Source organism: Herbaspirillum sp. C7C8, from assembly GCF_022627875.1.
In the GTDB taxonomy this organism is placed as follows: Bacteria; Pseudomonadota; Gammaproteobacteria; order Burkholderiales; family Burkholderiaceae_D; genus Herbaspirillum.
The window spans coordinates 124572-148483 of the sequence record NZ_JABXGG010000001.1; the positions used below are offsets into that span (position 1 = coordinate 124572).

At 57.8% G+C, this 23912-nt stretch carries 31 protein-coding genes; 12 read left to right on the forward strand and 19 right to left on the reverse strand.

The genetic code is table 11. The annotated features are described in order from the left end of the window. Positions 1-6: 6 nt before the first annotated feature. The 8 genes from HWE01_RS00530 to HWE01_RS00565 all read right to left on the reverse strand — a co-directional run bounded on the left by HWE01_RS00530 (position 7) and on the right by HWE01_RS00565 (position 3829). On the reverse strand, positions 7-591 hold the full coding sequence (locus tag HWE01_RS00530; RefSeq protein ID WP_241820823.1) for a LysE family translocator: 585 nt from the start codon (positions 589-591) through the stop codon (positions 7-9). 978 nt (positions 592-1569) lie between these two features. Beyond that, positions 1570-1827 (reverse strand): hypothetical protein, encoded by a 258-nt coding sequence (locus HWE01_RS00535; protein WP_241820824.1) that lies wholly within the window; start codon positions 1825-1827, stop codon positions 1570-1572. Between the two features lie 16 nt (positions 1828-1843). Next, a complete protein-coding gene (locus HWE01_RS00540) occupies positions 1844-2080 on the reverse strand; it encodes a hypothetical protein (RefSeq protein WP_241820825.1) in 237 nt (78 codons plus the stop codon). Positions 2081-2091: 11 nt separating this feature from the next. After that, the gene (locus HWE01_RS00545) at positions 2092-2499 is read right to left on the reverse strand and encodes a hypothetical protein (protein ID WP_241820826.1); all 408 of its coding nucleotides are present in this window, start codon (positions 2497-2499) and stop codon (positions 2092-2094) included. Between the two features lie 112 nt (positions 2500-2611). After that, positions 2612-2839: a hypothetical protein gene (locus HWE01_RS00550; protein WP_241820827.1), complete on the reverse strand. Its 228-nt coding sequence runs from the start codon at positions 2837-2839 to the stop codon at positions 2612-2614. Between the two features lie 10 nt (positions 2840-2849). After that, on the reverse strand, positions 2850-3332 hold the full coding sequence (locus tag HWE01_RS00555) for a GNAT family N-acetyltransferase (RefSeq protein WP_241820828.1): 483 nt from the start codon (positions 3330-3332) through the stop codon (positions 2850-2852). 18 nt (positions 3333-3350) lie between these two features. Continuing rightward, the gene (locus tag HWE01_RS00560; protein WP_241820829.1) at positions 3351-3563 is read right to left on the reverse strand and encodes a hypothetical protein; all 213 of its coding nucleotides are present in this window, start codon (positions 3561-3563) and stop codon (positions 3351-3353) included. Next, positions 3554-3829, reverse strand: a complete 276-nt coding sequence (locus tag HWE01_RS00565) for a hypothetical protein (RefSeq protein WP_241820830.1) — start codon at positions 3827-3829, stop codon at positions 3554-3556. The genes HWE01_RS00560 and HWE01_RS00565 overlap by 10 nt, the downstream gene beginning before the upstream one ends. 988 nt (positions 3830-4817) lie before the next feature. Between HWE01_RS00565 and HWE01_RS22915 the strand changes: the two genes are divergently transcribed. The 5 genes from HWE01_RS22915 to HWE01_RS00590 all read left to right on the forward strand — a co-directional run bounded on the left by HWE01_RS22915 (position 4818) and on the right by HWE01_RS00590 (position 8658). Beyond that, positions 4818-5291 (forward strand): helix-turn-helix domain-containing protein, encoded by a 474-nt coding sequence (locus HWE01_RS22915; protein WP_241820831.1) that lies wholly within the window; start codon positions 4818-4820, stop codon positions 5289-5291. Continuing rightward, on the forward strand, positions 5291-5875 hold the full coding sequence (locus HWE01_RS00575; RefSeq protein WP_241820832.1) for a PIN domain-containing protein: 585 nt from the start codon (positions 5291-5293) through the stop codon (positions 5873-5875). The genes HWE01_RS22915 and HWE01_RS00575 overlap by 1 nt, the downstream gene beginning before the upstream one ends. Positions 5876-6491: 616 nt before the next feature. Continuing rightward, the gene (locus tag HWE01_RS00580) at positions 6492-6884 is read left to right on the forward strand and encodes a toxin-antitoxin system TumE family protein (protein WP_241820833.1); all 393 of its coding nucleotides are present in this window, start codon (positions 6492-6494) and stop codon (positions 6882-6884) included. 1 nt (position 6885) lies between these two features. Next, positions 6886-7257 carry an HVO_A0114 family putative DNA-binding protein gene (locus HWE01_RS00585; protein WP_241820834.1) on the forward strand — a complete coding sequence of 124 codons (372 nt, stop codon included), beginning with the start codon at positions 6886-6888 and terminating at the stop codon, positions 7255-7257. 285 nt (positions 7258-7542) lie between these two features. Continuing rightward, positions 7543-8658, forward strand: coding sequence for a sterol desaturase family protein (locus HWE01_RS00590; RefSeq protein WP_241820835.1), 1116 nt, complete (start codon positions 7543-7545; stop codon positions 8656-8658). A gap of 38 nt (positions 8659-8696) precedes the next feature. Here HWE01_RS00590 and HWE01_RS00595 read toward each other — a convergent pair whose 3' ends face one another. The 3 genes from HWE01_RS00595 to HWE01_RS00605 all read right to left on the reverse strand — a co-directional run bounded on the left by HWE01_RS00595 (position 8697) and on the right by HWE01_RS00605 (position 10951). Then, complete coding sequence (locus HWE01_RS00595; protein ID WP_034350847.1) at positions 8697-9266, reverse strand: hypothetical protein; 570 nt, start codon at positions 9264-9266, stop codon at positions 8697-8699. 128 nt (positions 9267-9394) lie between these two features. Next, a complete protein-coding gene (locus HWE01_RS00600) occupies positions 9395-9916 on the reverse strand; it encodes a DUF2846 domain-containing protein (protein WP_157174247.1) in 522 nt (173 codons plus the stop codon). Positions 9917-10048: 132 nt separating this feature from the next. Further along, positions 10049-10951, reverse strand: a complete 903-nt coding sequence (locus HWE01_RS00605) for a DNA/RNA non-specific endonuclease (protein ID WP_175344059.1) — start codon at positions 10949-10951, stop codon at positions 10049-10051. A gap of 243 nt (positions 10952-11194) precedes the next feature. On the opposite strand from HWE01_RS00605, the gene HWE01_RS22850 reads away from it, so the two are divergent. Further along, entirely contained in the window at positions 11195-12472 is a 1278-nt protein-coding gene (locus tag HWE01_RS22850; RefSeq protein WP_283817498.1) for a methyl-accepting chemotaxis protein, read from the forward strand. Between the two features lie 183 nt (positions 12473-12655). Continuing rightward, positions 12656-12892 (forward strand): hypothetical protein, encoded by a 237-nt coding sequence (locus tag HWE01_RS00620; RefSeq protein ID WP_034351194.1) that lies wholly within the window; start codon positions 12656-12658, stop codon positions 12890-12892. Here the strand turns inward: HWE01_RS00620 and HWE01_RS00625 are convergent. Further along, positions 12889-13509, reverse strand: coding sequence for a LysE family translocator (locus HWE01_RS00625; RefSeq protein WP_008331230.1), 621 nt, complete (start codon positions 13507-13509; stop codon positions 12889-12891). The genes HWE01_RS00620 and HWE01_RS00625 overlap by 4 nt on opposite strands. A 256-nt stretch (positions 13510-13765) precedes the next feature. On the opposite strand from HWE01_RS00625, the gene HWE01_RS00630 reads away from it, so the two are divergent. Beyond that, positions 13766-14143, forward strand: a complete 378-nt coding sequence (locus HWE01_RS00630) for a response regulator (protein WP_008331232.1) — start codon at positions 13766-13768, stop codon at positions 14141-14143. A gap of 31 nt (positions 14144-14174) precedes the next feature. Here HWE01_RS00630 and HWE01_RS00635 read toward each other — a convergent pair whose 3' ends face one another. From HWE01_RS00635 to HWE01_RS22855, 4 genes are all read right to left on the reverse strand, one after another. Further along, positions 14175-14345, reverse strand: a complete 171-nt coding sequence (locus HWE01_RS00635; protein WP_175343998.1) for a hypothetical protein — start codon at positions 14343-14345, stop codon at positions 14175-14177. A 296-nt stretch (positions 14346-14641) separates the two neighbouring features. Next, positions 14642-15253 carry an OmpA family protein gene (locus tag HWE01_RS00640; protein WP_241820836.1) on the reverse strand — a complete coding sequence of 204 codons (612 nt, stop codon included), beginning with the start codon at positions 15251-15253 and terminating at the stop codon, positions 14642-14644. Further along, a complete protein-coding gene (locus tag HWE01_RS00645; RefSeq protein ID WP_237713574.1) occupies positions 15246-15731 on the reverse strand; it encodes a FecR family protein in 486 nt (161 codons plus the stop codon). The genes HWE01_RS00640 and HWE01_RS00645 overlap by 8 nt, the downstream gene beginning before the upstream one ends. 474 nt (positions 15732-16205) lie before the next feature. Continuing rightward, positions 16206-16328 (reverse strand): hypothetical protein, encoded by a 123-nt coding sequence (locus HWE01_RS22855; protein ID WP_008331242.1) that lies wholly within the window; start codon positions 16326-16328, stop codon positions 16206-16208. Positions 16329-16570: 242 nt separating this feature from the next. Here HWE01_RS22855 and HWE01_RS00650 point away from each other — a divergent pair, with 242 nt between their 5' ends. Beyond that, on the forward strand, positions 16571-16819 hold the full coding sequence (locus tag HWE01_RS00650) for a DUF3297 family protein (protein ID WP_008331244.1): 249 nt from the start codon (positions 16571-16573) through the stop codon (positions 16817-16819). 113 nt (positions 16820-16932) lie between these two features. Here HWE01_RS00650 and HWE01_RS00655 read toward each other — a convergent pair whose 3' ends face one another. The 3 genes from HWE01_RS00655 to HWE01_RS00665 form a co-directional block, all read right to left on the reverse strand. After that, complete coding sequence (locus tag HWE01_RS00655) at positions 16933-18873, reverse strand: methyl-accepting chemotaxis protein (RefSeq protein ID WP_241820837.1); 1941 nt, start codon at positions 18871-18873, stop codon at positions 16933-16935. A 390-nt stretch (positions 18874-19263) separates the two neighbouring features. Beyond that, positions 19264-20091, reverse strand: a complete 828-nt coding sequence (locus tag HWE01_RS00660; protein WP_008331248.1) for a substrate-binding periplasmic protein — start codon at positions 20089-20091, stop codon at positions 19264-19266. A 254-nt stretch (positions 20092-20345) separates the two neighbouring features. After that, positions 20346-20642: a hypothetical protein gene (locus HWE01_RS00665; RefSeq protein ID WP_034350849.1), complete on the reverse strand. Its 297-nt coding sequence runs from the start codon at positions 20640-20642 to the stop codon at positions 20346-20348. Positions 20643-20848: 206 nt separating this feature from the next. Here HWE01_RS00665 and HWE01_RS00670 point away from each other — a divergent pair, with 206 nt between their 5' ends. The 3 genes from HWE01_RS00670 (at position 20849) to HWE01_RS00680 (ending at position 23862) form a co-directional block, all read left to right on the forward strand. After that, positions 20849-21160 carry a hypothetical protein gene (locus HWE01_RS00670; protein WP_008331249.1) on the forward strand — a complete coding sequence of 104 codons (312 nt, stop codon included), beginning with the start codon at positions 20849-20851 and terminating at the stop codon, positions 21158-21160. 139 nt (positions 21161-21299) lie between these two features. Beyond that, complete coding sequence (gene rarD / locus HWE01_RS00675) at positions 21300-22205, forward strand: EamA family transporter RarD (RefSeq protein ID WP_008331250.1); 906 nt, start codon at positions 21300-21302, stop codon at positions 22203-22205. A 109-nt stretch (positions 22206-22314) separates the two neighbouring features. Continuing rightward, entirely contained in the window at positions 22315-23862 is a 1548-nt protein-coding gene (locus tag HWE01_RS00680; protein WP_241820838.1) for a sensor domain-containing diguanylate cyclase, read from the forward strand. Positions 23863-23912 lie beyond the last annotated feature (50 nt).

Sequence of the window (23912 nt, forward strand, 5' to 3'; positions counted from 1 at the left end):
GAAAGTCTAGCGTAAAAACATCACCGAGAGCACTAGCAGAATGGCCCCCATCACCAGATTAAATATGCGCTGGTTGCGGGGTGCCTTCAGGACATTGCGAATGGAGACACCGAATAGCGCCCACATGGTGTTGCATGGCATGCCCACCACGGTGCCGATCACGGACAACAGTAGTGCACTGGCGAGCATGTTGCTCTGCGAAGGCATAAAGACTGACGCCATTGTGACCGCCTTGAGCCAGCTTTTAGGGTTCAACGCCTGAAACAGCACCGCCTGCGCAAACGACACCGCCCTCGGTGCGCTGGATCCGGCCACTGAGGCAGCTGCAAGCTTCCAAGCCAAAAACATCAGGTACAGTGCGCCCGCGATCCGCATTAATTGTTGCGTCATCGGATACGCGATCAACACGCTGCCCAGCCCTACGCACATGAGCATGGTCTGCACGAAGATGCCAACCTGGATACCGAGAATAACCGGCAGCGCACCGCGATAGCCGAAATTAGCACCGGTAGTGGCCAGCATGACGTTGTTCGGCCCGGGTGTGACGGACATCACAAAGCAATAGCTCATCAGGGGCAGCAGTTCAGTCATGGTATGGAGTCGTAGCGTGGAGAAGCTCCCAGTCTAGAAGCACGGCACGGCAAGGAACAGATACAAAGCGCCGCATACAAGCACATGCTGTATCAGTCGGACGATTGCTACAGTGGCGATACGAATTAACCGGATCTGAGTAACAATAAGCTTAGCTTGCTACTGACTAGACTTTAGGCTACGGATGGACTGGTTCACTTCATCACCATTAATCACGGTGCTGACGGAGTTGGCGCGCTTGGGCCTGGTACTGCTGGTCGGCGTCATGTCGATCTGGAAGTTGGTCACGATATCCAGCAGCTGATAAGGCGCATCATCATAGCGGCGATCAGCACTGAAGGTGTGGATCTTGACTTAGGTGTAGCTGGCGTAACCCGTCGCGACGACGTGCTGCTGGCCCGGTGGACCGGTGTTGTTGACGGCTGTGCCGTTCACGCTATCGGCAGCCAGCGTACCGCCAGCGATCACCCAGCAGCCCTCGTCCCGTGCGCTGCCATCGGCCGAAGCTTTTTTCGCCTCCCTCAGTGCTATAGACCGACATCCCCGTTGTCGCAGCCGCCAACGTCAGCGCACGGCCACTCTTGGTCTTGGTTGCTGCGTCGGTCATCGGCTATACCGGCTGCATCGCCAAAATCTCCGGTCTAGTCTGCTCGGAATGGCTTTCGCTACTGCTGCTCCCGACGCTCAGTGCGAGATTGATACCACCAACCTTCTCGGCATCGGTGGCCTAGTTCAACCACATCATCGACTGCTTGAATCCATCTGTTATATCCTCCCCGGAAGAAGCTGATGCAAACTACATCTTCGATTGGCGACCTAGAAGCCCCCTACCGCGGATCCTTTTCCGGCAACCAACCCTGTTCAATACGGTTAATCAGCAAAGTATCGTTCCACGTCCCTCTAATGGGAGCGATGTCCTGTTCATTCTGGAATGGTAATTTCGTCATATCTTTTCTTTCCCGGCCTCGCCGGTTTTTCCTATTCTTCGGGCTTGTAATGCTTTCCTAGTCCGGCTTCGCGATGAAACAAATCTTCCGCGCGACTTGCATCGCGCCGATACTTAAACGTCGCGAGTCCATAAACTCCAATTGCCCCTGCCGCCGTCAATAGCCAAGATCCCGAATGCAGATAAATGGCGACCGCCCCTAAGACGGAGCACGGCCAACCAAGTTCTTCAGCCGCACCTAACCTAGCATCGGCGATGATTGAATTGAGTTCGGCCTCAGTCTTTGGCATATCACTCTCTTTTTTCCTATTTAACCAGTACAATTTGTGAGTGTTGACCGAGTGCCTCGGGGAAATCGCCAATTTCTGGATAATCCCGCATATCGACGACGTTCCCGCCGTTGCGGGTGTCAGCACCCAGGAATACAAGATCTGGCCCGTCTTCTATCACCTCATATTCCCCGGGCAATATATTCAGCCGAACACCGTCAGCGGCCTTGCCAGAAAATGGGCCTCGCTTAACTCGAACATAGAAGAACGACATTTTGTTTTCCTTTATCGGAGGGGCAATTCGAGAAGTCGCCAAATCACGAAAGAAGTGCCACCAACAACAAAGAAGCGAAATTGCCAACGGCTAGATGATGCACTCAACTTGGATTCTTTCGACATGAGGGAGTCGAGCGCTACTTTATCAATTGGCGACCGTGCCGCAACATGCCATGCGTGGTTGTACTGCAGCCCGTATTCGTTGCGCTTAATTGCGCGGCATCCTAACCAGAAGCTAACCGCCCATGCCCCCAACGCTGCCGCCAGCGCGAGGGATTTCCACTGGAGCGCGGGACCGGTCGCTTTCTCGACTGCATACCCAATACAGGCACCCGCAGCAGTCAACAGAAAGTAGGTGTACTTCTGCCGGCTGTCCTGGATCTGCACCTGAAGCTTGTTGGCGGCTTCAATACCCATTGCGTTTATGCCCTTTCTTCCTGGCCAGCACAGCGCCGGCCTCTCTCACTGGCGAAGCCGCGTCTAGCGCGGCATTGTCGTCCCTGGTACGGAAAGAAAAGTTTTTCCCAGGTCAATCAGTTTCGACAAAAAGTGCCACGAATTGCAGCAGAAATGCTGTTGCGATCAAAGCGATTCCGATTTTTGAAAATACCTTGTATCGACGGATCTCATCGGTCTCCGACATTTCAACGTAGCCACCACTATTCAGCACGTCGATGGACGGCAGACCGAACTTGAAGAGAATGAGTGTCCCGATGAATCCCATCGCCAGCGCAAGAGCATTCAAAAGCGTTTGCATAGTTTTTTTCCTACCCAATTCGTCGGAAGAATTGCTTGGCCGGTTCGCGTGAAAATTCGTCTTCAATTTCACGCGCCTCCTTCGCAATGTACTTTCCAGCAATCTTCAATGAAGCCTCGTTTTGTGCACCGACAATTGCCTCGATATAGAAACTTGGCATTACGGTTTTGAAACCATTGATCATCTCTTCTATCGATTTTTTTACAATCTCTGCGCCGTTACCTTGTCGTTGAAATGCTGGTGCCACTGCATAACCGATCTGAAAACAGGGCAAGCCTTCGTATGGTTCGATGGTTACGAATACAGCGATTGCTTTGACAGGTCCTGTCGGACTTATTTTGGCGTAAGTGAGACGCGTGGTTTCAGCCTTGGGCTGATCCATGTGAACCCCGATATCCGGATGGACTCTACCGCGTTCCATTTGGAACAGTCGCTTCTTGAGGGCGTCCTGTAGCCCCACAAGTGAGTTCATTGGATCTGTCATTTGGGCCATATTTTTCCGTCCCATTTTCTATTCGGTTGAGGCATTCAAGCTTTTACCAAGATCTCGGGCGTACCGCGCTTCAACTGCTGCTAAAGCGCCCTCTTGGGTGCCGGTAAATCTTCTCGCCTGGAGTTCGAGCCACGCCGCTTTGAGCCGATAGTCCGCCGCTAACCTTTTTAGCATTGCCGGAGCCGCCTTCCTGCCTGGATCAATAGCCATGTTTTCCTCGATCAAATCCATCCAAGTTGCTTAGCCAACCCAGCAGCAATCACACTTCCAATTACTGCAAGCATAATGATTCCGATAGGTCGCTGAAACCAGGGAAGGCGCTGAACAATCCTGGCGTCTAATGCAAGCAGCGCTGCCTTGATCGGTTCAATCTGTGCATGCGGTTCGCGTAGCTTCGCTAATATGTAACTCAGGTGCTCTCGCACGAACTGCTGTTCTTCGTCGCTTAAACTTGAGTCATATGCCTTGCTAATGCTGGCATTGACGTCCACCGTCAATTCGCTCCTTATATCCAAGTCGCCCCCCCTTTCCCGGCCTGGCCGATCTTTCCTTTACTCTTTCGTCAATTCATCTCTTGCTTCTGCCCCTTGCGGGGGGAGGCGTACATTCCTTTTCCTTCCTACTTTTCACGGATTCGCATGGTCATGCCACAAGTAGCGCACTTGTAAGCTGGATATCCTTGAGAGTCCTTCCCGCTCTCGTTCATTCCGGTCACGCGCACAGATTCCCAGGAGGAAGAATACGGCTGGTCATTCTCTGAGGTTCGTTCATTACCCTCATGCCCTTGAGGGCAAACGAAATAGCGATATGTACGCATCGTCATAAAATTTTCCTAGTCTAAGATCGCTTGCAAACGAGCAAGCGCATCGTCGATCACGAAATCAGGGACTGTCTCGATTTTCTTTGCGCCCCTGTCCTCAATGGGGTTGATGACGGATCTTGATTTCTCCCACGGCGCTAGTGACGAAGCCACGGAAGCCTGCGCTATTGTGCTTGATCCAGATTTGCTCCCGCGCTTTAAGGACACTGCTAGAGAGCCGAAACAGAACTCCTGGGCGCTGTGAGACGGAGTACTGATGGCAGGAAGATGATGCAACATGATTGCCAAAAATACAATTATTAATGCATATGAAGCCTGCGCGCGCGGTTGCCCCCACCCCGCGCCTGCTCGCTACATAGGTCGGTTTTGACTCAAATTTGCGTCACTCGCCGAGGCCCGCCCAGTCTGCCCCGGCGCCCCACCCCCGGGGGCATCAAATCTGACGCATTTCGACGCAGACATCTAGCATTTGGATGTTTCGTTTTTCGCACCAAATTCGTAATGAAATTGAGCGTCATTCTGTTGCGGATATTTCGTTTATTTCGTATGATTTGTTTACAATGCACTTGAGGATGCCTCGCCCGTTGGCGATTTATTTCATAAATCGCCAACGGGCGAGGCTCCTACCAATTTATATTTCCCACCACGCAACAAGGAGAATCACAGTGTCCACCCATGATCTTGAAGCCTTAGAGAGCAGGGAAGACCTAGAAATGGCAAAGACTGCTCAACGCTGCATCGTTAAAGCATTGGATCACTCCAACGCAGTGAGCATTGCTTTACTAGAAGATGGCGTAGAACGCATTGAAGGGGCACCGACTCTGAAGCTGCCGCCGCAAGTTCTTCGCTTGTTTGCCGATATGCTCGGCAATTTGGCTCAAGGCAAAGCGGTTGCATTGATGCCAAAGGATATGGATATCACTACACAGCAAGCGGCGCAGATGCTGAACATTTCGCGGCCTTACCTCATCCGTTTATTGGAAGAAGAGAAAATTCCATTCCATATGGTCGGATCGCATCGCCGAATTCATCTTTCCAATGTCCTCGACTATAAGCAAAACCGCTCCCAAGCCTCAAAGGCCGCGCTTCGGACTCTAATCGAAGAAGGGCAAGAACTTGATGAGGATGATCAATTGTAATGGCCGGCGTTCCCAAGTACACGGTTGTGCTGGATGCCTGCGTGCTCTATCCAGCCAAGTTACGAAACTTGCTGCTCTGTTTAGCGGAGCGGGGAGCATTTCACGCCCGCTGGACTCAGCACATTCAAAATGAATGGGTAGGCAGTTTGCTGAAAAAGGGAAAGGAAGGCATCACAGAAGAGAAACTCAAGCGCACTGTTCAGTTGATGAACGCTGCAATCGAAGATTCTGTGATCGAAGGATATGAATATTTGATCGATAGTCTGGAACTCCCTGACGCAGACGACAGGCATGTATTAGCAGCGGCCATCGTTGGTCATGCGGACGCTATCGTGACATTCAACCTGACTGATTTTCCTTCGGAGAAAATTTTGAAGGAACATAAAATTGAGATCATCCATCCAGATGATTTTCTCATTTTTCAATATGACCTCAGTCAGGTCGAATTTCTAACGACCGTGAAAGAAATGCGAGAAATAATGAAGAATCCCTCCTTATCCGCTGAGCAGCTTACTAGATCTTTTGCTGTAGCGGGCCTGCCTCAAATTGCTACCCGTATGCAGGAAGCATCTGAACTGATTTAGAAGAGATGCTGCTGAGGTTTATTCAGCGTACAGGCGGATATCGGATGACCGCTTCGGGCCGATCACGGACACGACGCACGGCGCTCTATCATTGGCCGCCGCGCTTGGCTAATAGTGGGTTATTCGACAGAATCCGCACCTATGAAATCAAGCACTTACGGACACTATTCAGGGGTCTCAATAACCCACCGGCCCCGTCCTAACCTGCTGATTTTTATAAGCTTTTAGCGCCCAGCTGACGCTATTTCGTAATCAGTAGGTCGACGGTTCGATTCCGCCCATCAGCACCAATAAAATCAAGCGCTTAGGCCAATCCTCCGGGGTTGGCCTTTTTGCTTTTAGGCTCCATGTAACCACCATGTAACCGAACTTGGTGAACGCCGAGCGCCATCAAGCTATTGAGCCCAGACCAGCTTCCAAATATTCGCTGCCCTTTGGTGTGTGGCGTTTTGCAATCTCAACGACCTTGTAAGCCTGTTACTTTTTCCACATGCGATTTTTTTGAGAATAATTACTAGGGCGCATATGGTATAGATCACTTACTTGCCCTACTGAGGGTAAGCCTTGAAAAAAGAAGGAAAGTCGATAATAATATCCTCTCAGGATAGGATATAAAATGCACATCCCCGAACACTCGCTTGAATTTCTGCTGGGATACGACGGCAGAATGCACTTTTTGGCTAGCGAGCACTTTCTGAAATTCGAAGTGAAACAGGTTAGCCAAACAGAACGAACGCCACATGGACTGAGTTACTCGTTCACGTTGCATGATCCAGATGGCATAAGAATTTTGGGGTTCGATAACGCACACCCCGTCCCGCATAACGGTGGGAAATTCGTGAAGTCAGCTTTGGCGTCAGATCATTGGCATAGAACACGTGATGACGCCGGGCGGCCTTACAAGTTTGTCTCAGTCGAGAAGCTGCTTGAAGATTTTTTCACCGAGGTAGAACGAGTACTTCGTGAACTCGGCCTCTCTTTTGACGTTGTGGAAGACAAGGAGAAATGAAATGAAAACTCAATCTATGAAGAGCCTGAAAGAAGAAATGATGGCAGTAGCACGAGGGGAGATAAAGGCGCCCGAAGATGCGGGACAGACCTCCTTTGAGTCTGCAGAGGCCATGTTGCGGCTATTGACCCCTGATAACCGAAAGCTTCTTGCATTGATTGAAGAACGCAAACCCGAATCCGTAGCTGCTTTGGCAGATATGGCAGCACGTGCTGAACCTAATGTAAGTCGCACCTTAAATAAACTTGCTGCTTTTGGATTTGTGCAGCTAAGAGAGGGAAAAGGGAAAGCCAAGATACCTGAAGTCAAGGTACATCGTATTACAGTGAGTATCGATGTATTTAATGAACAAGATAAGATCGTCTTCGCATGACCTTACCTTTCTTATCCATCGTATCTATCAGAATTATCCCTTGCTGACAGGAAATACCAAGATCCTGTTGATTTCTCGCAGAGTCTGCCTTCCCTTTAGCTCGCAAAAATAGCCCAATCCCGTTGGGCTATTTTTTTTTACGGGATGCGACGATTTTGTCATCGAACCCGGTAACGCATCGCTCGTGCTTGGGAATCAGCAAAGGCTCGAAACGGCCGCTACGGCCGCGTGGCACGTCAGGCTTTTGTCAGACAGCATCTTGTGCGCCGCGTCATAATATCCCCCATGGAAAAAATCATTGTCTACATCATTCCCGTCTTCCTGCTGTTGATCGCCGTGGAATTCGCCTATGGCTACGTTCGCGACCGCAACACCTATCGTCTGTCCGACGTCATGGCCAGCCTGTCGCAAGGGATGATCAGCCAGTTGGTGGCGCTGCTCAGTCAGCTGTTCCAGGTCGGGCTGTATTCACTGGCTTACCGTGCACTGGCCATCTTCCCGGCGGCACGCTTCTGGCAAGGTGCGCTGGGCTGGGTCGCGGCCATCTTGCTATTCGATTTCTTCGACTACTGGTTGCACCGGTTCGGCCACGAGAACGCATTGGGCTGGGCGGCTCACTCGGTGCATCACCAGAGCCAGGACTTCAATTTCTCCACGGCCTTGCGTCAAGAAAGTACCGTGGCACTGCTCGGCTGGGTGTTCTACCTGCCCATGGCGATCCTGGGCGTGGAGCCCGAGCAGTTCGCTATCGCCGGACTGGTGGTGCTGGCCTATCAATTCTGGATCCACACCGAACACATCGGCAAGCTGGGTTGGTTTGATCGCGTGTTTTCCTCACCCTCCAATCACCGGGTTCACCATGCAGTCAACGAGCAGTACCTCGACAAGAACTACGGTGGCATGCTGGTGATCTGGGACCGCATATTCGGTACCTTCGCCGAAGAAAAAGAGCAGGCGGTCTACGGCACGCGTACGCCCCTCAATAGCTGGGATCCGATCTGGGCAATCGTGTCCGGCTACTGGCAGATACTCCACCGTGCGGCAAAGATGCCACGCTGGCAGGACAAGCTGAAAATATGGTTCAAAGCCCCTGGCTGGCAGCCGCCAGGGATGGAAGCACATCGCCCATTCGACCTTGAACTCGCGCGCCGTCGCTATGATGTGCAGTTGCCGCGCGTGAGGCAGTGGTTGTCAGTATTACAGTTCCTGGCACTGCTGGCAGCTGCCTCGACTCTGCTGTGGAGGGCAGAGGAACAGTCCTACCTGCACCTGCTGGTGATCAGCACCGCCTTGCTCGCCTGTTTCTGGACGCTCGGTGCGTACATGCAGCGTCGCCTGGGCCTGGCCTTGGTGCTTGCCATTGATGTGACGGCGGCAGTGACAGCCTACGCCTTGCTCTGACGCGACGCCTCAGGCCGCAATGGAGATATTGAAGGACACTACCGGTCAGCCTCATCCGCGATTTTCTGCGCAAGCTTGGACAAGCATCCATTGACGGCCGACTTGAAGCTCGGATCGTTGGCAACCATTACGCCGACAGGAGAGAGTTTGTAAGTCTCGCCTTCGGCAGTCTCAATCAAATGCGTGCCAAGCTTCCCGGAGAAAATGCACTGAATGCTGTCATCGTTCGTCGGAACCCGAACCGACAAGGCGATCCCTATTCCGAAAAATGCGCCCGCCATTGCCTGGCCCTTTCTGATGGGGAAAATGTCAATGACACGGAATTGATCAACTTGGAGAGTAAACGACCCCGGCTTCAGTCTCACCTCCAGAAGTGCGGCCAACTGCTTCAACGGCGGCGTAGAGAAACTGTCATCACCAAGATACCTGACCGCCTTTGCCCAGTCGGATGACTTGTAAACCTTGGTGTCAGCCGGACGATTATCGATCACATCGACCTTGGCAACTCTTGCAGAATCAATGGGGGCCAATTCGATATTGGTAGCGCATCCAACCAATAGACTGCCGAACAGGCACACAACGAGCAGGCGAAACGCGAGGGATCTCATTTTTGATTTAGATTTCGAAGAGCAATTCAAGAAAAGACTGGGCACTTACGCTGCCAGACCATACGCAATACATCGCAGTCACGAGAAACGCTGACGTCTCAAGCACTGGGGAGTGATTCCTCACCTCATTACTTCGTCCCCACGACTGCAGGCAGAGGCGCCTGGTAATGCGTTTTGGCGATCTCTTCTTGCCCGATACTGTTCGCGATTTCAGAAATCTGCCAGCTGTATTGCGTTCGCATCGTTGGCGTTGGCGAAAAATCCGTCAGGCGACTGTTGGCCTGCGAACGAAGGATCACGTATTTCGTCTGGCCTGCCTTGACATCGACGGTCACCGTTACGGGCTTGCCTGTGACGACGTCAGTGGTATAGAACTTCTTGCCCCAGGTATGCACAAACACATGAGCCCCCGGGGTGAGATCAAGCACGGAATAGCCGTTGTTATCCAGTTCGAAAGTCGGCGTACCATCCACACTGATCAGCGCCCGTACCACTCCCATGGCCCATAGATCCGGACGGTAGACATACACTCTGCCTTTGTCCACCGGGACGGGACCCGCGTCGCTGAACAAAGGGCCGGTAGCGGAACAAGAAGCCAGACATTGCAAACAGAAAAACCCGATCAGCAGACGGCGCAATGTGGCAAACAAGGTATTGAACCTGGCGACATTTCTTATCATTTTCTTCCCCCTATCTCCTTTGCGGAGATGTATTGATTTTTTATTTGTCCGCATCTTGCCGATCGCGGACGTCGCAAACTATATCAGCAAAGACTGCGGCGGTCATAACAACCGCAACCCCGTCCGCCGCACAAAGGCCGCATAATCCATCGGCGCTCCCACCTCGGTATCAGCGCGGTTGGCCTGCACATACGCCCAGGACCTGCCGTTGCTGGCGTCATACACCAGCTTGAAGAGTCGCGCAGGCACGGCAACGTGACCTCGTCCTATCGTGCTTGGCGCGGCATCGAACAGCGGTCCTGTGAAGACGAACACATCCCCGCGCGCGCGCATGGCGTACTTGCGCGTATCCCTTTCGATCTTGGACCAGGGGCCGGAATTGTGCTTCTGATTCTGCGGGACCATATTGGCCAATGAAAAACTCTGCGCCATCGACTCCGGCGTCGCCATGTCCCCGGCAGGCGCCATATGTCCGCGCGCGTAGCCCGATCCCCGGTAATCCTCCAGCTCCGCCCGCTCTGCGCGCGGCAGCCGCGACTCCGGATAGAACCGATCCGTACGATGTTGCTCCCGGGCATGCACCAGGACTGAGCGATTCAGGCGCTCCACTACGACCAAGGGCGTTTTGGTCTGCGTGTTGTAGAGCACGGCAAAGGCGCTGAAACACAATTCCCGCAAGTGCGCGCCCGCAGGCAATTGCACGGGATGCGCGCCAGGGAAGAACTGCGGACATTGCGCAAAGCGAGTGACCGTGCGCCCCGGTTCGGCCTGACGCGCAGGCGCAGGCGCGTCCTCGAGCGGCAGGTCGAGATGAGGCAGGCTCAATCGCTCCCGCCAGCCCTCGGTCAGCTGCGTATTGATGACGCAACTGGCAATGCCGAAGACAACGAGCGTCGTACTGGTGAAGGAAATCAGAAAACGGCGGATGGATCCTGTGCGTTTCTGCTTGCTGTTTCTGGAGGTGGCGCGCTTGCGCGGGGCTGCCTTTTTCTGTCGTGTTGCCATAGCGGCCGAATGGTAACGCGCATCCACCATCCCTGCCAGCCCATCAGGAAATCTCCGATGGTTGTTTTTCTCCCGCTCCATACACTACGGCCTGAAGAGGTCATCTCCATTCAACCAGAAAAATGACCCTCCCGCTTGCGCCGAGATGGCGCTAGCCAAAGATCAACCCTTATTCAGCTTCCTGTTATGGCTCTTCTTGATTCGCTCTCGTTCTTCTCTCGTTACAGAAGAAAAAAAGCAGACATGCTGGGACAACTCGCCGCAATTGACAAAGCGGTGGCCGTCATCGAGTTCACGCTTGACGGCAAGATCATCAAGGCCAACAAGAACTTCCTCGATCTCATGGGCTATTCGCTGGCCGAAATCAAAGGCCAGCATCATCGCATCTTCGTCGACGAGCAAGAGCGCAATGCACCGGCCTATGCACAGTTCTGGCAGAAGCTCGGACGCGGCCAATTCGATCAGCGCCTCTATCGCCGCATCACGAAATCAGGTGCCGAGGTCTGGATTCAGGCAACCTACAACCCGATCATGGATGCCTGGGGACGTCCCTTCAAGATCGTCAAATATGCCCGCGATGTTACGCAGCAGCAAATGCAGCTAGCGGATTTCTCGGGGCAGATCACGGCAATCAACAAGGTTCGCGCCGTCATCCAATTTGATGTGGAGGGCAATATCCTCCATGCCAACGACAACTTCCTGCGCGCCGTAGGCTATTCACTTGCAGAGATCCAGGGCAAGCATCACGCCATCTTCGTCGAACCTTCCGAGCGCGCTTCGCCGCAGTACAAGCAATTCTGGCAGCGGCTGGGCATGGGCGAATATGACGCGGGACTGTATCGGCGGGTCAAGAAAAATGGCGATGCCTTGTGGCTGCAGGCAAACTACAACCCCATCTTCGACATGAATGGGCGGGTCTTCAAGGTCGTCAAATATGCCACCGACGTGACCGTCCAGACTCAAGCCACGCAGACCCTGCAGGCAGCGGTGAAGGGCCTGTCCGAAGCATTGAGCGCAGGATCGGCCAGCGCGCAGCAGGCCAATCAGCTGGTCAAGTCCACCTCGACCGTCGTCGTGCAGGGCGGAGAAGTCATGAATGAGGTGGTACACAAGATGGCCGCGATCAATACCAGTGCGGTCAAGATTACCGAGATCATCGCCGTGATCGACGAAATCACCTTCCGCACCAACCTGCTGGCCCTCAATGCAGCCGTGGAAGCAGCCCGCGCGGGCGAGCACGGACGCGGATTTGCGGTGGTCGCCGGTGAAGTACGCAGCCTGGCGCAACGCACGGCGACCTCGGCCAGCGAAATCAAGACCCTCATCGGCGGCTCGGTCAATGAGGCCCGACAGGGCGCGGATCTGGTCAAGAACGCCGGCAAGACCATGAGCACCATGGTCGAGTCCATCAACAACATCAGCGAGATCATCGAGACCATCAGCACTTCCGCGCACAATCAGACCAACGAGATCGAGCACGTCAATGAAGCGGTGGGCCAGCTCCAGCTCCTGATGAAATGAACCTAAACCGGGACCAAAAAACAATCCATGCGCTTGTATGGATCTTGTCTGCTGGACCCTGACGCATTGCCTTGGTTAGAATGCACACGTCACCGTTACGGAAACGGTGACTCACCTCTGCTACTTTCGGATTCGCAAAGCTGGCACCGGATTTTTCTTCCAGCGAATCGAATGGTCGACATCATGGATTGGGTTCCAATCGTCTTCATCATCTTCAAGCTTGCCGTGCTCGGCATTGGCATGTTCTACGCCATCAAATGGCACTACGACCAGGGCAAGAAGGGCAAGCAAGCCGAGCGCAACGCGGTCCTGCGCGCCAGCGGCAAGGTGGCGGCGCTGTTCGTGATCTCGCTGGTGGTCCTGGGCGTGGCAACGTTTCTCGTCTCCAGGATGCTTGGCCTGGAACTGAGCTTCTCCTAGGGTCGCCTGGCCAGCGCCAGCAGCGTGCCGAAGAAGACCATCATCGCGCCACTGATGCGGTTCATCCAGCGCAGGCCACGCGCATTCTGCATCAGCCCCTTGAGCCGCGTTCCCGCGTAGGCATAGGCCGCAATGGCCACCAGTTCCAGCACCAGGAAGATCGCGCCCAGAGTAAGAAAACTGGATAAATAATTTTCAGGCACCACGAACTGCGGGAAGAACGCAGTAAACACCAGGATGGCCTTGGGGTTGCCGATGGCCACCAAAAATTCCTTGCGGGCATGTTCGGTGATACTGCGCTGCAGCGGTTGAGCTCCCTGCCCGCTTACCTCGACCCTGGCGAAAATGAGCTTGCAACCCAGCCAGATCAGATACGCCGCCCCCAGCAGCTTGACCACCGTAAAGGCCATCTGCGAGGCCATCAGCAGAGCGCCCATGCCCACGGCGGCCACGCCGATCATCAGTGCAAACGCCACCAGGCGACCCGCTGCCGCCAGCAGTGCATGTCGCAGGCCATGGTGCGCGCCAATGGTGATGGACAGCAGATTGTTGGGGCCAAAGGCCATGTTCAGCGCGAAGCAGGAAGGAAGGAACAGCAACAGGCTTTCCGGAGACATCATGGGTCCTTGGCAAATGAGGGTGACACCGGGAGAACGTATCCCTATGGGTGAAACGCGTTCCAGCCACCGAGACGCTCATTCTAGCGGGCCGCACAACGACGCGCAGGTGAAGCACATATTCTTACACCGTCGTCAGCGAATCTTTCCCGTGAAACAGGAATTGACTGATGCAGATATTTCCATTTCGGTCACATAATCGCGATGCCGTTCGTTCTGATCTCAGGACGTAGCCAATCCACCCGGAGATCGCTTCATGAATCCGAGCAGTCGCGCTCGTACCCTGCTGATCGTTGAAGACAACAAGGATGTCAGAACCATTTTTGCGGAGGTCTTCCAGGGCGCAGGTTATCAGGTGCTGGAAGCCGGTAACGGCGAGGATGCGCTGGCGCTCATGGCCAGTACGGGGGCCCCGGTCGATGTGGTGCTCACCGATCTGCGCATGCCGGTGATGGATGGTTTCGAACTGGCGAGCCGGATCAAGGCCGATGTACGGTTCTCGACCATTCCGGTGGTATTGCTCAGCGCCACCCCCATGAGCAACTCCTGGCAGGCGTTGGGGGTGTTTGCAGCCCTGCTCACCAAACCCTGCTCATTCGAGCAACTGCTCACGACCATCGAGGCGGTGCAATGACAGCGGCACTTGCGCACCGCGCCCATGAACCTCACGAGATATCACACTGCGCCTGGTCCGTTCTGGCAGGCGTAGGCCGCATGGCCGGCTTGCGCTTGAGTACTCGCCACAGGAACAGGCCCGACAAGGCCATGCCGACCACGACGTATGCCGCGTAGAACGCAGCGAGATAGCTGCCGTAGTGGAGGAGAAAATCAATCATGGCCATGTCCGCCTGCATTGGAAAGGTTGATGCGATGGCGTGATCTTATGTTTTATATAAATTCGGGAATATCAGGAAATTTCCTATCTGTATCGCACACACGTCATTGCTGAGCTATTGGATAGTCAACGATTTATTTTGGCCGGGAGATCACTGAGGCAACGGGGGGCGCCGACACATGTCTGAAGAGCCTCGATGAGGCCGTGGCCCGACCAGCCTGGCGTGATTATCCTGACCATTGCCGAGGTGAGAGACGACGACCGGGAGCGATTGTGCTGCCAGGCAAGCGCGCTGGTTCAGCGGATCTTGATTTCCACGAAGCGGTTGCGCGGCTCGGCCACGCCGCGTTTTTGCGGGACCCGGGGATCGCGCGCTCCCTTGCCGATGACCTCGATGCTCAGGGCCTTGACCTCTGCCCGCTGCAGCTCGCGCTCGATGAGGCGCGCGCGGCGCAGCGACAAGGCATCGTTGGTGGCATCACTGCCGATATTGTCGGCGTGACCGGTGAGAACAAATTCACCGGCCGGGAATTCCTTGATCTCGGCGATGGCCTTCTTGAGCAATTCCTGGGAGGGCGGCGTGAGGCGGTCCGTTCCCAGTTCGAACAACAAGTCGTAGCTGCGCGGGCGTGCCGGCAGGCTGCGCATGACCTCGGCGTAACGGCGCTCCACTTCAGCCGCCGACAGTGTCTGCACAGGCTCGGGCTTGCCTGCGCGCGTCTGGACAGCAGCGTAGGGAGAGGTCAGCGCGGTCTCACCGCTGGCAGTCTTGACCACGATGCTGCTGGCCGAACCATCGGGCTGCGGCAGCAGAACAAAACGCTCGCCGGGTCCGGCACAGGCTGCGAGCAGGACGACCAGCGCCATCAGGGCGCAGTTCGTCGACAAGGGGAGCAGTAGCTTATTCACCGGGCACCTCCACGATGAAATCGGTTCCACGAATGCCGATGGTAGCCGTCGGCGTGCTCAGCAACTGGTTCTCCGGGGTACGCTTGCCGATCAGTCCGGAGACGTAGCGCAGTGTACCCTTGGTGAGCCGCACGGCGATGTTTCCTTCGTCGGTCTTGTCGCTGTAGGCGAATCGTTCCAGCAGGAACTGGCTGTTGGGGCCGAGCGAGATGAGCGTGTCGTCACGCAGGGTGAAGCCGACCGAGCTGGCCGCAGCAGTCACGACGCGGTCTCCCGCATAGAGACGCTCACCAATGGCCAGTGGCCGGCTCTTGCCACTACGCTCGGCGTGTACATCCCCTTGCAGTACCTTGACGATGCCGGCCTGGCTGGCTGTGCTCTCCTGTGCCGACGCATCGGCCTGACCCAGCAGCCAGATGCCGGCCAGCAGCACCCCACGCCATCTGCACAGCAGGCCCGCCTTCCCTGTGTTCGCCATCCCCATGCCATGTTCCCCCGAAATCGTGATGATGATCCGTCGGCCAGCACGACCAAACGAAGCGAGCTGGCGACGATGCCACTGCGCAATTTCACAGAAAATCATCCCTCCGGTCAACTTTTCTTTAGAACCCATTTCATCAACAGGCGTGAGTGCGAGCGAGTCCCGTTTGGGATGAAGTGCAAGGCGCGAGTGGGTCAAGACCGGACGTCTTGACCCAAATTCGTCACGCGGCAATTCGCCCAAACGGGGCGCTCCCTCCGGGTTCTGGACCGAACGCATCTCACGCCTGTTGATGAAATGGGGTCTGGTTGACGTACATGCTGGAGTCTCAAGGAAGCAGCCTGCGATGCACTACCCCGGTGCCATCGCCATGGCACCGGGGTAACGCATCGCAGGACGAAAAAAAACCGGTCAGGCAAATGACCGGTCTTTCAAGGGTGAGCACAACACCCGCCAAAGCGATGCAACTGCTCAGGCCGCCTTCTTGGCTTCCAGCATCGATTCTTCCAGAGCGATCAGGGATTCGATGGCGGCGATGAGCATGCCGATGCGATGACGGCGGTAGATCAGGCGTTTTCTTGCACGATTGTTCATGTTTTCTCCAGCAGCCGGCGCGGTGCCGGCAGGTTGACGGGTTGGACCGCCCTCCCCGCACCACGAACTTCACATGGCTTGCCAGTGAGCATCCAGCGGGGCGGGCCAGCGGCCAAGGCCCGACATTATAGCCGAGTGCCCGCCATCGCCCGCTGCCGTGCGGCCAGGGCCAGCACGACGCGCGGCGCCGGCAGGCCGCAGAGCCATTGTCTTGGCGGTTTTTATATCCGATAATCGCGCCCATGAACGATACCGCACAACGCCCCGCCCTCCCCGATCGACTCAGCATCGATCCCCGCAGCCCGCATTACGATGCCGCCCTGTTCGAGCACGACATCGGCATCAAGCTCAACGACAAGGAATTGAACAACGTCAGCGAGTACTGCATCAGCGAAGGCTGGATCAAGATCCCCGCCGGCCGCGCCCTCGATCGCAAGGGCAATCCCATGCTGACCAAGCTCAAGGGCCGGGTCGAAGCTTTCTACCGCTGATCCTTCCCTGATCTGCCGGCAGCGCTCACGCGCGGCCATTTCCTCCCCGCATGCAGAAAGGCCCGCAGCATCACGCTGCGGGCCTTTGCTGTTGCCGCCCCGGCAAAGTCGCTTCAGGCCCTCAGCGCCATGCGTCCCACCCGGAAAACGGCCACCGCCTGCACCAGCTCGCGGGCCTGGTCCGACAGGCTGATGGCTGCTGCGGCACTTTCTTCCACCAGTGCCGCATTCTGCTGCGTGGTGTTGTCCATCTGTGTGACGGCCTGGCCCACCTGGGCAATGCCGGTATTCTGCTCGGCCGTGGCGGCGTTGATGCCGACCATGATGTCGCTGACGCGGCGAATCGAGGTCACGATCTCCTCCATGGTCTTGCCGGCCTGGTCGGCCAGTTGCGTGCCCTGTCCCACCTGGTCGACGCTGGCAGTAATCAACTCCTTGATCTCGCGCGCCGCCGTGGCCGAACGCTGGGCCAGGCTGCGGACCTCGGTGGCGACCACCGCGAAGCCGCGTCCCTGCTCGCCGGCACGGGCCGCCTCCACCGCGGCGTTGAGCGCCAGGATGTTGGTCTGGAAGGCGATGCCATCAATTACACCGATGATGTCGCTGATGCGATCCGAGCTGGCATGGATGCCCTGCATGGTCTGCACCACCTGCTGCACCACCGCGCCACCCTGGCTGGCGACCTCGGCGGCATCGCGCGCCAGCTGGCCGGCCTGGCGCGCGCCCTCGGCATTCTGCTGCACCGTCGAGCCCAGTTCTTCCATCGAGGCGGCCGTCTGCTGCAAGGCGCTGGCCTGTTCCTCGGTACGCTTGCTCAGGTCCGCATTGCCTTGGGCAATCTGGGCGCTGGCCGTGGCCACGCTTTCGGAATTGCTGCGCACGCTACCCACCACCTTGCTCAACTGCGCCATCATGGCCTGCATGGCCAAGAGCAGACGGGCCACCTCGTCACTGCCCGTGATCTCGACGTGCTGGGTCAGATCGCCGGACGAGACGGCTTCGGTCAGGCGTACCGCTTCAGAGAGCGCACCGGTAGTGGCGCGCGTGATGGCCACCATCACCCACAGTGCCGCCAGCGCCAGTGCCGCCAGCGACGCGCACAGCACGATGAGCTCATTGCGCAGGCGCGGGATCTTGGCCTGCAGCCCGTCGCGCATCATGTCAAAGGAAGCGTTGACCAGCGCGAATTGCGTATCGATGATGCGCGTCATGGTGGAGACCCATTGCGGCGCCGGCATGGTCAGCGAATCGGCCTGCACGATGGCGCTGTCGGCCAGCTTGAAGGCTTCGTCGGCGGCGGTCACGGCAGTTGCACGTGCGCTTTCCACCTCGGCGGGCAAGGGGTGACGCCCGGCTGCGAGCGTCAGTGAGCGACGCGCGCTGTCGTAGCTGCGGCGGGCGCGGTCGGCAAGATTTTCCAGGCGGGCGCGCTCTTCGGCATCCGCCTGTCCGCGTCCCAGGATCACGGCGCCGCGCGCACGCGCCTGGCCCAGTGCTTCAGTCAGTTGCGGCAGCTCGGACATCACTGCGCGCTGTACATAGAACAGGGCGGCTTCGGCTTCCAGTGCCAGGCCGGAACTGTTGGCCAGATCATCCAGAAGCTCAAGCTCGCGCTTGATCAGTTGCCCATGCTGCTGGTTGCTCTGTGCACCGCTGATGGACTTGGCGGCGATATTTTGCGTCAGCGTATGCCAGTCGGCATTCAGGCTGTCCAGTGCTGCGCTCAGGGTCTTGTCCTGCAAGGGCAGCAGACCGCTGCGCACACGTTCGAAACTCGCATCGACCTCCTTCTGGCGCTCCGCGCGACCGGCCGCTGCACCATCGCCATCGGCCAGATACAGGGCCGACAGTCCGCGATGCTGCTGCATTTGCTTGAGCAGCAACAGCAGATCACGTCCGGGCGCAATGGCCAGGCCTTCGCGCTGGGCGGTGGCCAGGTCATTGAGGTTGGCGCGCACCAGGATGGTGGTGGGCACGATGAACAGCAAGAAAGCGAGTGCGCCGATCAGGACGAACTTGCGTGAGTAATTGAGATGATTGATCCAGGCGCGCATGATGTTGTTGATGTTGGAGTGGAGGAAGGGCCATCATTGGCCACTTGCGCTGTCGCGCGAGACGCTCCGTTGCGCCATCAAGTCGCTGCATTGCGACTTTTTTCAGTCGAGGGATGCTACCGGGGTCGGCTGGTTTTCTCCATGGATTCCAAGCTTGGCGACCCGCTCTGTTGTGCATTTCCGACTGTCTCGTTTCGTCCCGCTGTTCCCGAAACAAATACGAGCCACTCCTAGACCAAGGCTGAGCCGGGAGAGTTCCTGAAAGAAAGATAAATCTGCCGGCCAGGTCTCATGTGTCACCGGAAGTCACAGCTACTCACCATAAGTCACGCGTGAGGCGCCAGCCGGATGGAGAAAGGAAGATGAAAAGCGAGAGCGACGCACCGCACCTCACCTGGCGCGGTCACCATCGGCGGGATTGGCGGTGTCGATGCGCAAATCGGTTTCGAAGCTCTGCAGTACGGCGCGCAGTTCACCGCGCTTCTGCATGGCTTCCAGCTGGGCGTTGATGCGGGGCAGCAGCTTCACGCAGGGGCTGGCGCGGCTCATGGCGATGTAATTGTCGCTCTCGCTGACGAAGGGGCGCAGGGGCATGAAGCGATCGGTCTGGCCGGTCTGGTTCAGGTAGATCATGCCGTTGTAGTAACCGGTAATGAGATAGTCGATCCGCCCTGAATCGAGCTTGGTGAAATTCATGTAAAACTTTTGCGCCGTCTCGATGGTGAGATGGTCGCGCAGGAATTCATCGAAGCCGCCACCAAACTGGTTGCCCAGCGTGATGGCGCCACGTTTGCCGACCAGGTCCTTCCAGCCCGCATAGGCGAAGTGCTTGTCGCGCGCCACGAATACCGCAATCGGATTGACAAACAGCGGCACGGAGGCAAAGGCCAGATATTGCTGGCGCTCCGGCGTGTTCTTGAGCGAGGACACCATGGCCACTTCGCCGCTCTCGGCTTCCTTGAGTACCCGATGGAAGGGGCCAACGTAGCGCACCTCGTAGGGGATGTTGAGCGCACTCAAGGCACGGGTGGCGATCTCGATGCTGGCCCCGGTCAGCCGCTTGCCGTCATACCAGTGCAAGGGGGCGTAATCGGAATCAGCCGAGATGACGACCTTGCTGCAATCGGCCGCCTGCACCGTCGGCGGCGCGGTCAGCGCCGTGAGCGCAGTGAGCACCGTAAAGACGGCCAGTGCCGTGGCGCAGGATGGTGTGTGCATGGTCCCCCCCTTTTCTTCTGCTTCATCACGCGGCCCTGAACAGGCGGTGCGAGCAAATCATGTCCGCTTCAGCATAACCCCGGTTGCGCCCCACGCCAAAACGCATTTCGCGCGTGGCGAGAGAGCAGCGCATTTTTGCCACAGCGATCTGGCCGTCACCTGTCGCAGATCAAGCGGCATGGTTGTCCACAGAACAAAGCCCCGATCCGATCATCTCGGCGGCAGCACACCTTCAGCGCGCCTTCAGCACATCCTCACACAAGCTCGCGCAGCAGCGCCGCCGTGCTGCCCCGGAGATGCGCGGCAATGACGCAACGATACGTCTTGTAACGAAACCGGGGGCGCGTGTCAGCTGGCACGCTGACAGGCACTGCGAAGGCAAGGACCTGGTCTGCTCGCATCCGAATGGAGCCTGAATTATTCAATGATGCGGCGCATTCACTGATGAGGTGAACTGCATTCACTTTTGCATCCATCCGGAAACCGGCATGTTTTGCCTGTGCCGCTCCAGCCCCGCTGTCAGAGGCGCGCGAATCGTCCGACAAGAACATGCTGGCCTTTCCGACTGCCGCGCTGCATCGGGATTCCTATGATGAAGCCAAGTTTTCACGCAATGCAGGCGACCCGCCAAGCTGCCATGCCTGCTTCCAGGAAACGAAGGCCCCCCTGCGGATGCAAGCAAGCCCCGATCCGCCACTGAAGTCCCGACTGCATTCGGCAGCATCGAATGCGCAACCAAGGATAAAGGAGAACAGCCATGACCAAGACCTTCCTCACCGCCGCCGTGCTGGCCGCTGCCACCTTCGCCACGGGTGCCTATGCGCAGTCCTATGATCAGGACGGCAGTTCCATGCAGACCAGCCCGCAGCAGCAATATGACTCCACGTCGTCGCAGTCGCAGTACTACAACTACCAGGGCGACCAGACCAGCTCGCCGGCCGCCATGCAGGAAAGCGGCCAGAACGGCCAGTACATCGACCGCAAGAGCTATGAAGTGCCCAATGGTCGTCCCAACAACTACGCGCGTGAACTGAAGGATGGCCCGATGGGCACGTCTCCGGGGGCATGATCCTCGCTTCTCGCCTCGCCCCCGAAGCCCCGGCCCCGACCGGGGCTTTCTGCATGGGCGCCACCGACCGGCCCGGCATGCCGTAGAATCGCGCTTTTGCCGGCGCCTCTTCCTTGCGCCGGACACACCCGGTCCCGTGATGAATCCTCAACTTGTCGGCCGCGGCATCGGCTTGTCCGTGCTGGCCTCTTCCCTGTTCGCCTTTCTCTCCGGCTATACCCGTCTGCTGGCGCCACTGGATGGCACGGACATCTTTGCCTGGCGCATCCTCATTACCCTGCTGTGCGTGCTCGGCCTGCTGGCCTGGCGCGGAGAACTGCCGCGCCTGCGCGCGGCCATGGCCGAACTGCTGGCCAGTCCCTCGCGCGTGCTCCTGCTGCTGCTCATGGCGGCCTTGCTGGGCTTGCAGCAATGGCTCTTCCTGTGGGGCTCGGTCAATGGCCGGGCACTGGAAGTCTCGCTGGGCTATTTCATGCTGCCCCTGTCGATGGTGCTGGTGGGCCGCTTCCACTATGGCGAGAAGATGGACCTGCTGCAGCGCCTGGCGGTGCTGTGCGCCTGCATCGGCGTGGCGCATGAACTGTGGATGACGCGCGCCTTCTCCTGGCCGACGCTGGCGGTGGCGCTGGGCTATCCGCCCTACTTCATCCTGCGTCGGCGCATCCGTCTGGATTCGATGCTCATCTTCGCGGTGGAACTGATGGTGCTGGCGCTGCCGTCGCTGGTCGCCCTCATCATGAGCCCGGCCTCGCTGCCCACCCTGCACACGCCGGCCATGTGGCTGCTGCTGCCCGGTCTGGGGATCCTGAGCATGATCGCCCTGACCAGCTACCTGCGTGCCGGCAAGCTGTTGCCCATGGGCCTGTTCGGCATCCTGGGCTACGTGGAACCGGTACTGCTGGTGCTGGTGGCCATGGCGGTGCTGGGCGAAAGCCTGCGACTGACGCAGCTGGGTACCTATGTGCCGATCTGGCTGTCGGTGGTACTGACGGCCCTGCACAGCGTCAGGCTGATGCGCCGACCTGCGGTGCAGAGCATGAATTGAGGGCATTTTCGTGGACTGATCGGGGCCAGTACGGCTGAGCCAGACCTTATACTGGCAGCCACGGTCGTCCTTGGGGAGGGCGCAGACCGGCAGGAGGGGGAGACATTACATGCGGCCAATGCTGGCAAAGGCAGGGCGGGTAGCGCGCCATTCGGTAGCGCGGCGGGCACGGCTGTTCGTCGTGCTGATCTGCCTGGCCATCGCTGCCGGTCACATCTGGCAAAGCCTGGCCGCACGCATGGTACAGCTGGACAACACCCGCATCTATTCGGGCAACATCGCCCGCACCCTGGCGCGCCATGCCTATGACGTGTTCCAGGCCACCCATGGCGCCCTGATCAACATCAGCGACCGCATCGACGAGACCGGTGCCAACCACGCGCAGCTGCATGCCATGAGCCCCATCCTGCGCCGGCTGGCCAGCGAAATGCCGCAGCTCGACGGGCTCTACATCTTCGATGAGCACGGCAACCGGGTCGCCAGTTCCTCGCCGCCACGCGCGGCCGATGCCAACAATGCCGACCGCGAGTACTTCATCTATCAGCGCGATCACGACGATCCCGAACCGCACATCCATCCGACCTTGCTCAGCCGCAGTACCGACCAGTGGATCATCCCCATGTCGCGCCGCCTGAATCATCCCGATGGCCGCTTCGCCGGACTGCTGCTGGCGACCTTGCGGCTGGATCACTTCAATGCGCTCTACCAGACGGTGGAGATCGGGCGCGACAGCGCCATCCTGCTGCTGCTGCGCCCCGGCAAGGTACTCACGCGCCAGCCCTTCAATCCGGCCTTCGTCGACGTTGACCTGAGCCGCGATCCGGCCATCGGCCCGGTGCTGGCCAGTACCGGCAGCGGCCACGCACTGGTGCATTCACCGCTGGATGATATCGATCGCTACGTGTCCTGGCAGCCGGTGCAGGGTTTCCCGCTGCTGGTGACGGTGACCTCCACCCGTGATGAAGTCCTGGCCCCGTGGCGCCAGCAGACCATCGTCTATGGCGTGGCGGTATTGCTGCTGCTGATCATCATCGCCGTGTTCGGCTGGCGCCTGATCGGCCAGATCGAACTGCGCCTGGTCGCCGAAGACCGCGCGCTGCAAGTCATGGGCGAACTGCACCAGGCCAACCAGCGCCTGGAGCAGTTGGCGCACCAGGATGGCCTGACCGGCCTGGCCAACCGACGCCATCTCGATACCACGCTGGTAGCGGAGTTCCGGCGCGCGGCGCGCAGCGGGTCGGCGCTGTCGCTGATCATGATCGATGTGGATTTCTTCAAGCAGTACAACGACCTCTATGGCCACCAGGCTGGTGATGAATGCCTGCGCCGCATCGCGGAGGTTCTCAAGCAGCGCCAGCGCCGCCCGGGCGACCTGGCCGCGCGCTACGGCGGCGAGGAAATGGTCATGCTGCTGCCCGAGACCGATGCCGCCGGCGCCATGCAGGTGGCCGAGAAGATCCGCGCCGAGATCCAGGCGCTGGACCTGCCCCATCGCGGCAATCCAACCGGCGTGGTGACGGCCAGCGCCGGGGTCTGCGCCATGGAATTGCTGCGGCCTGATGAACGTACGGCGCAAGACCTGCTGGGCCGCGCCGATGCCGCGCTCTATGACGCCAAGCATGGCGGACGCAACCAGGTCAGGCTGGCCAGAACATAGACGGAGCCGCCGGCAGAAAAAATGCCGCCCGGCATATACCGGGCGGCATG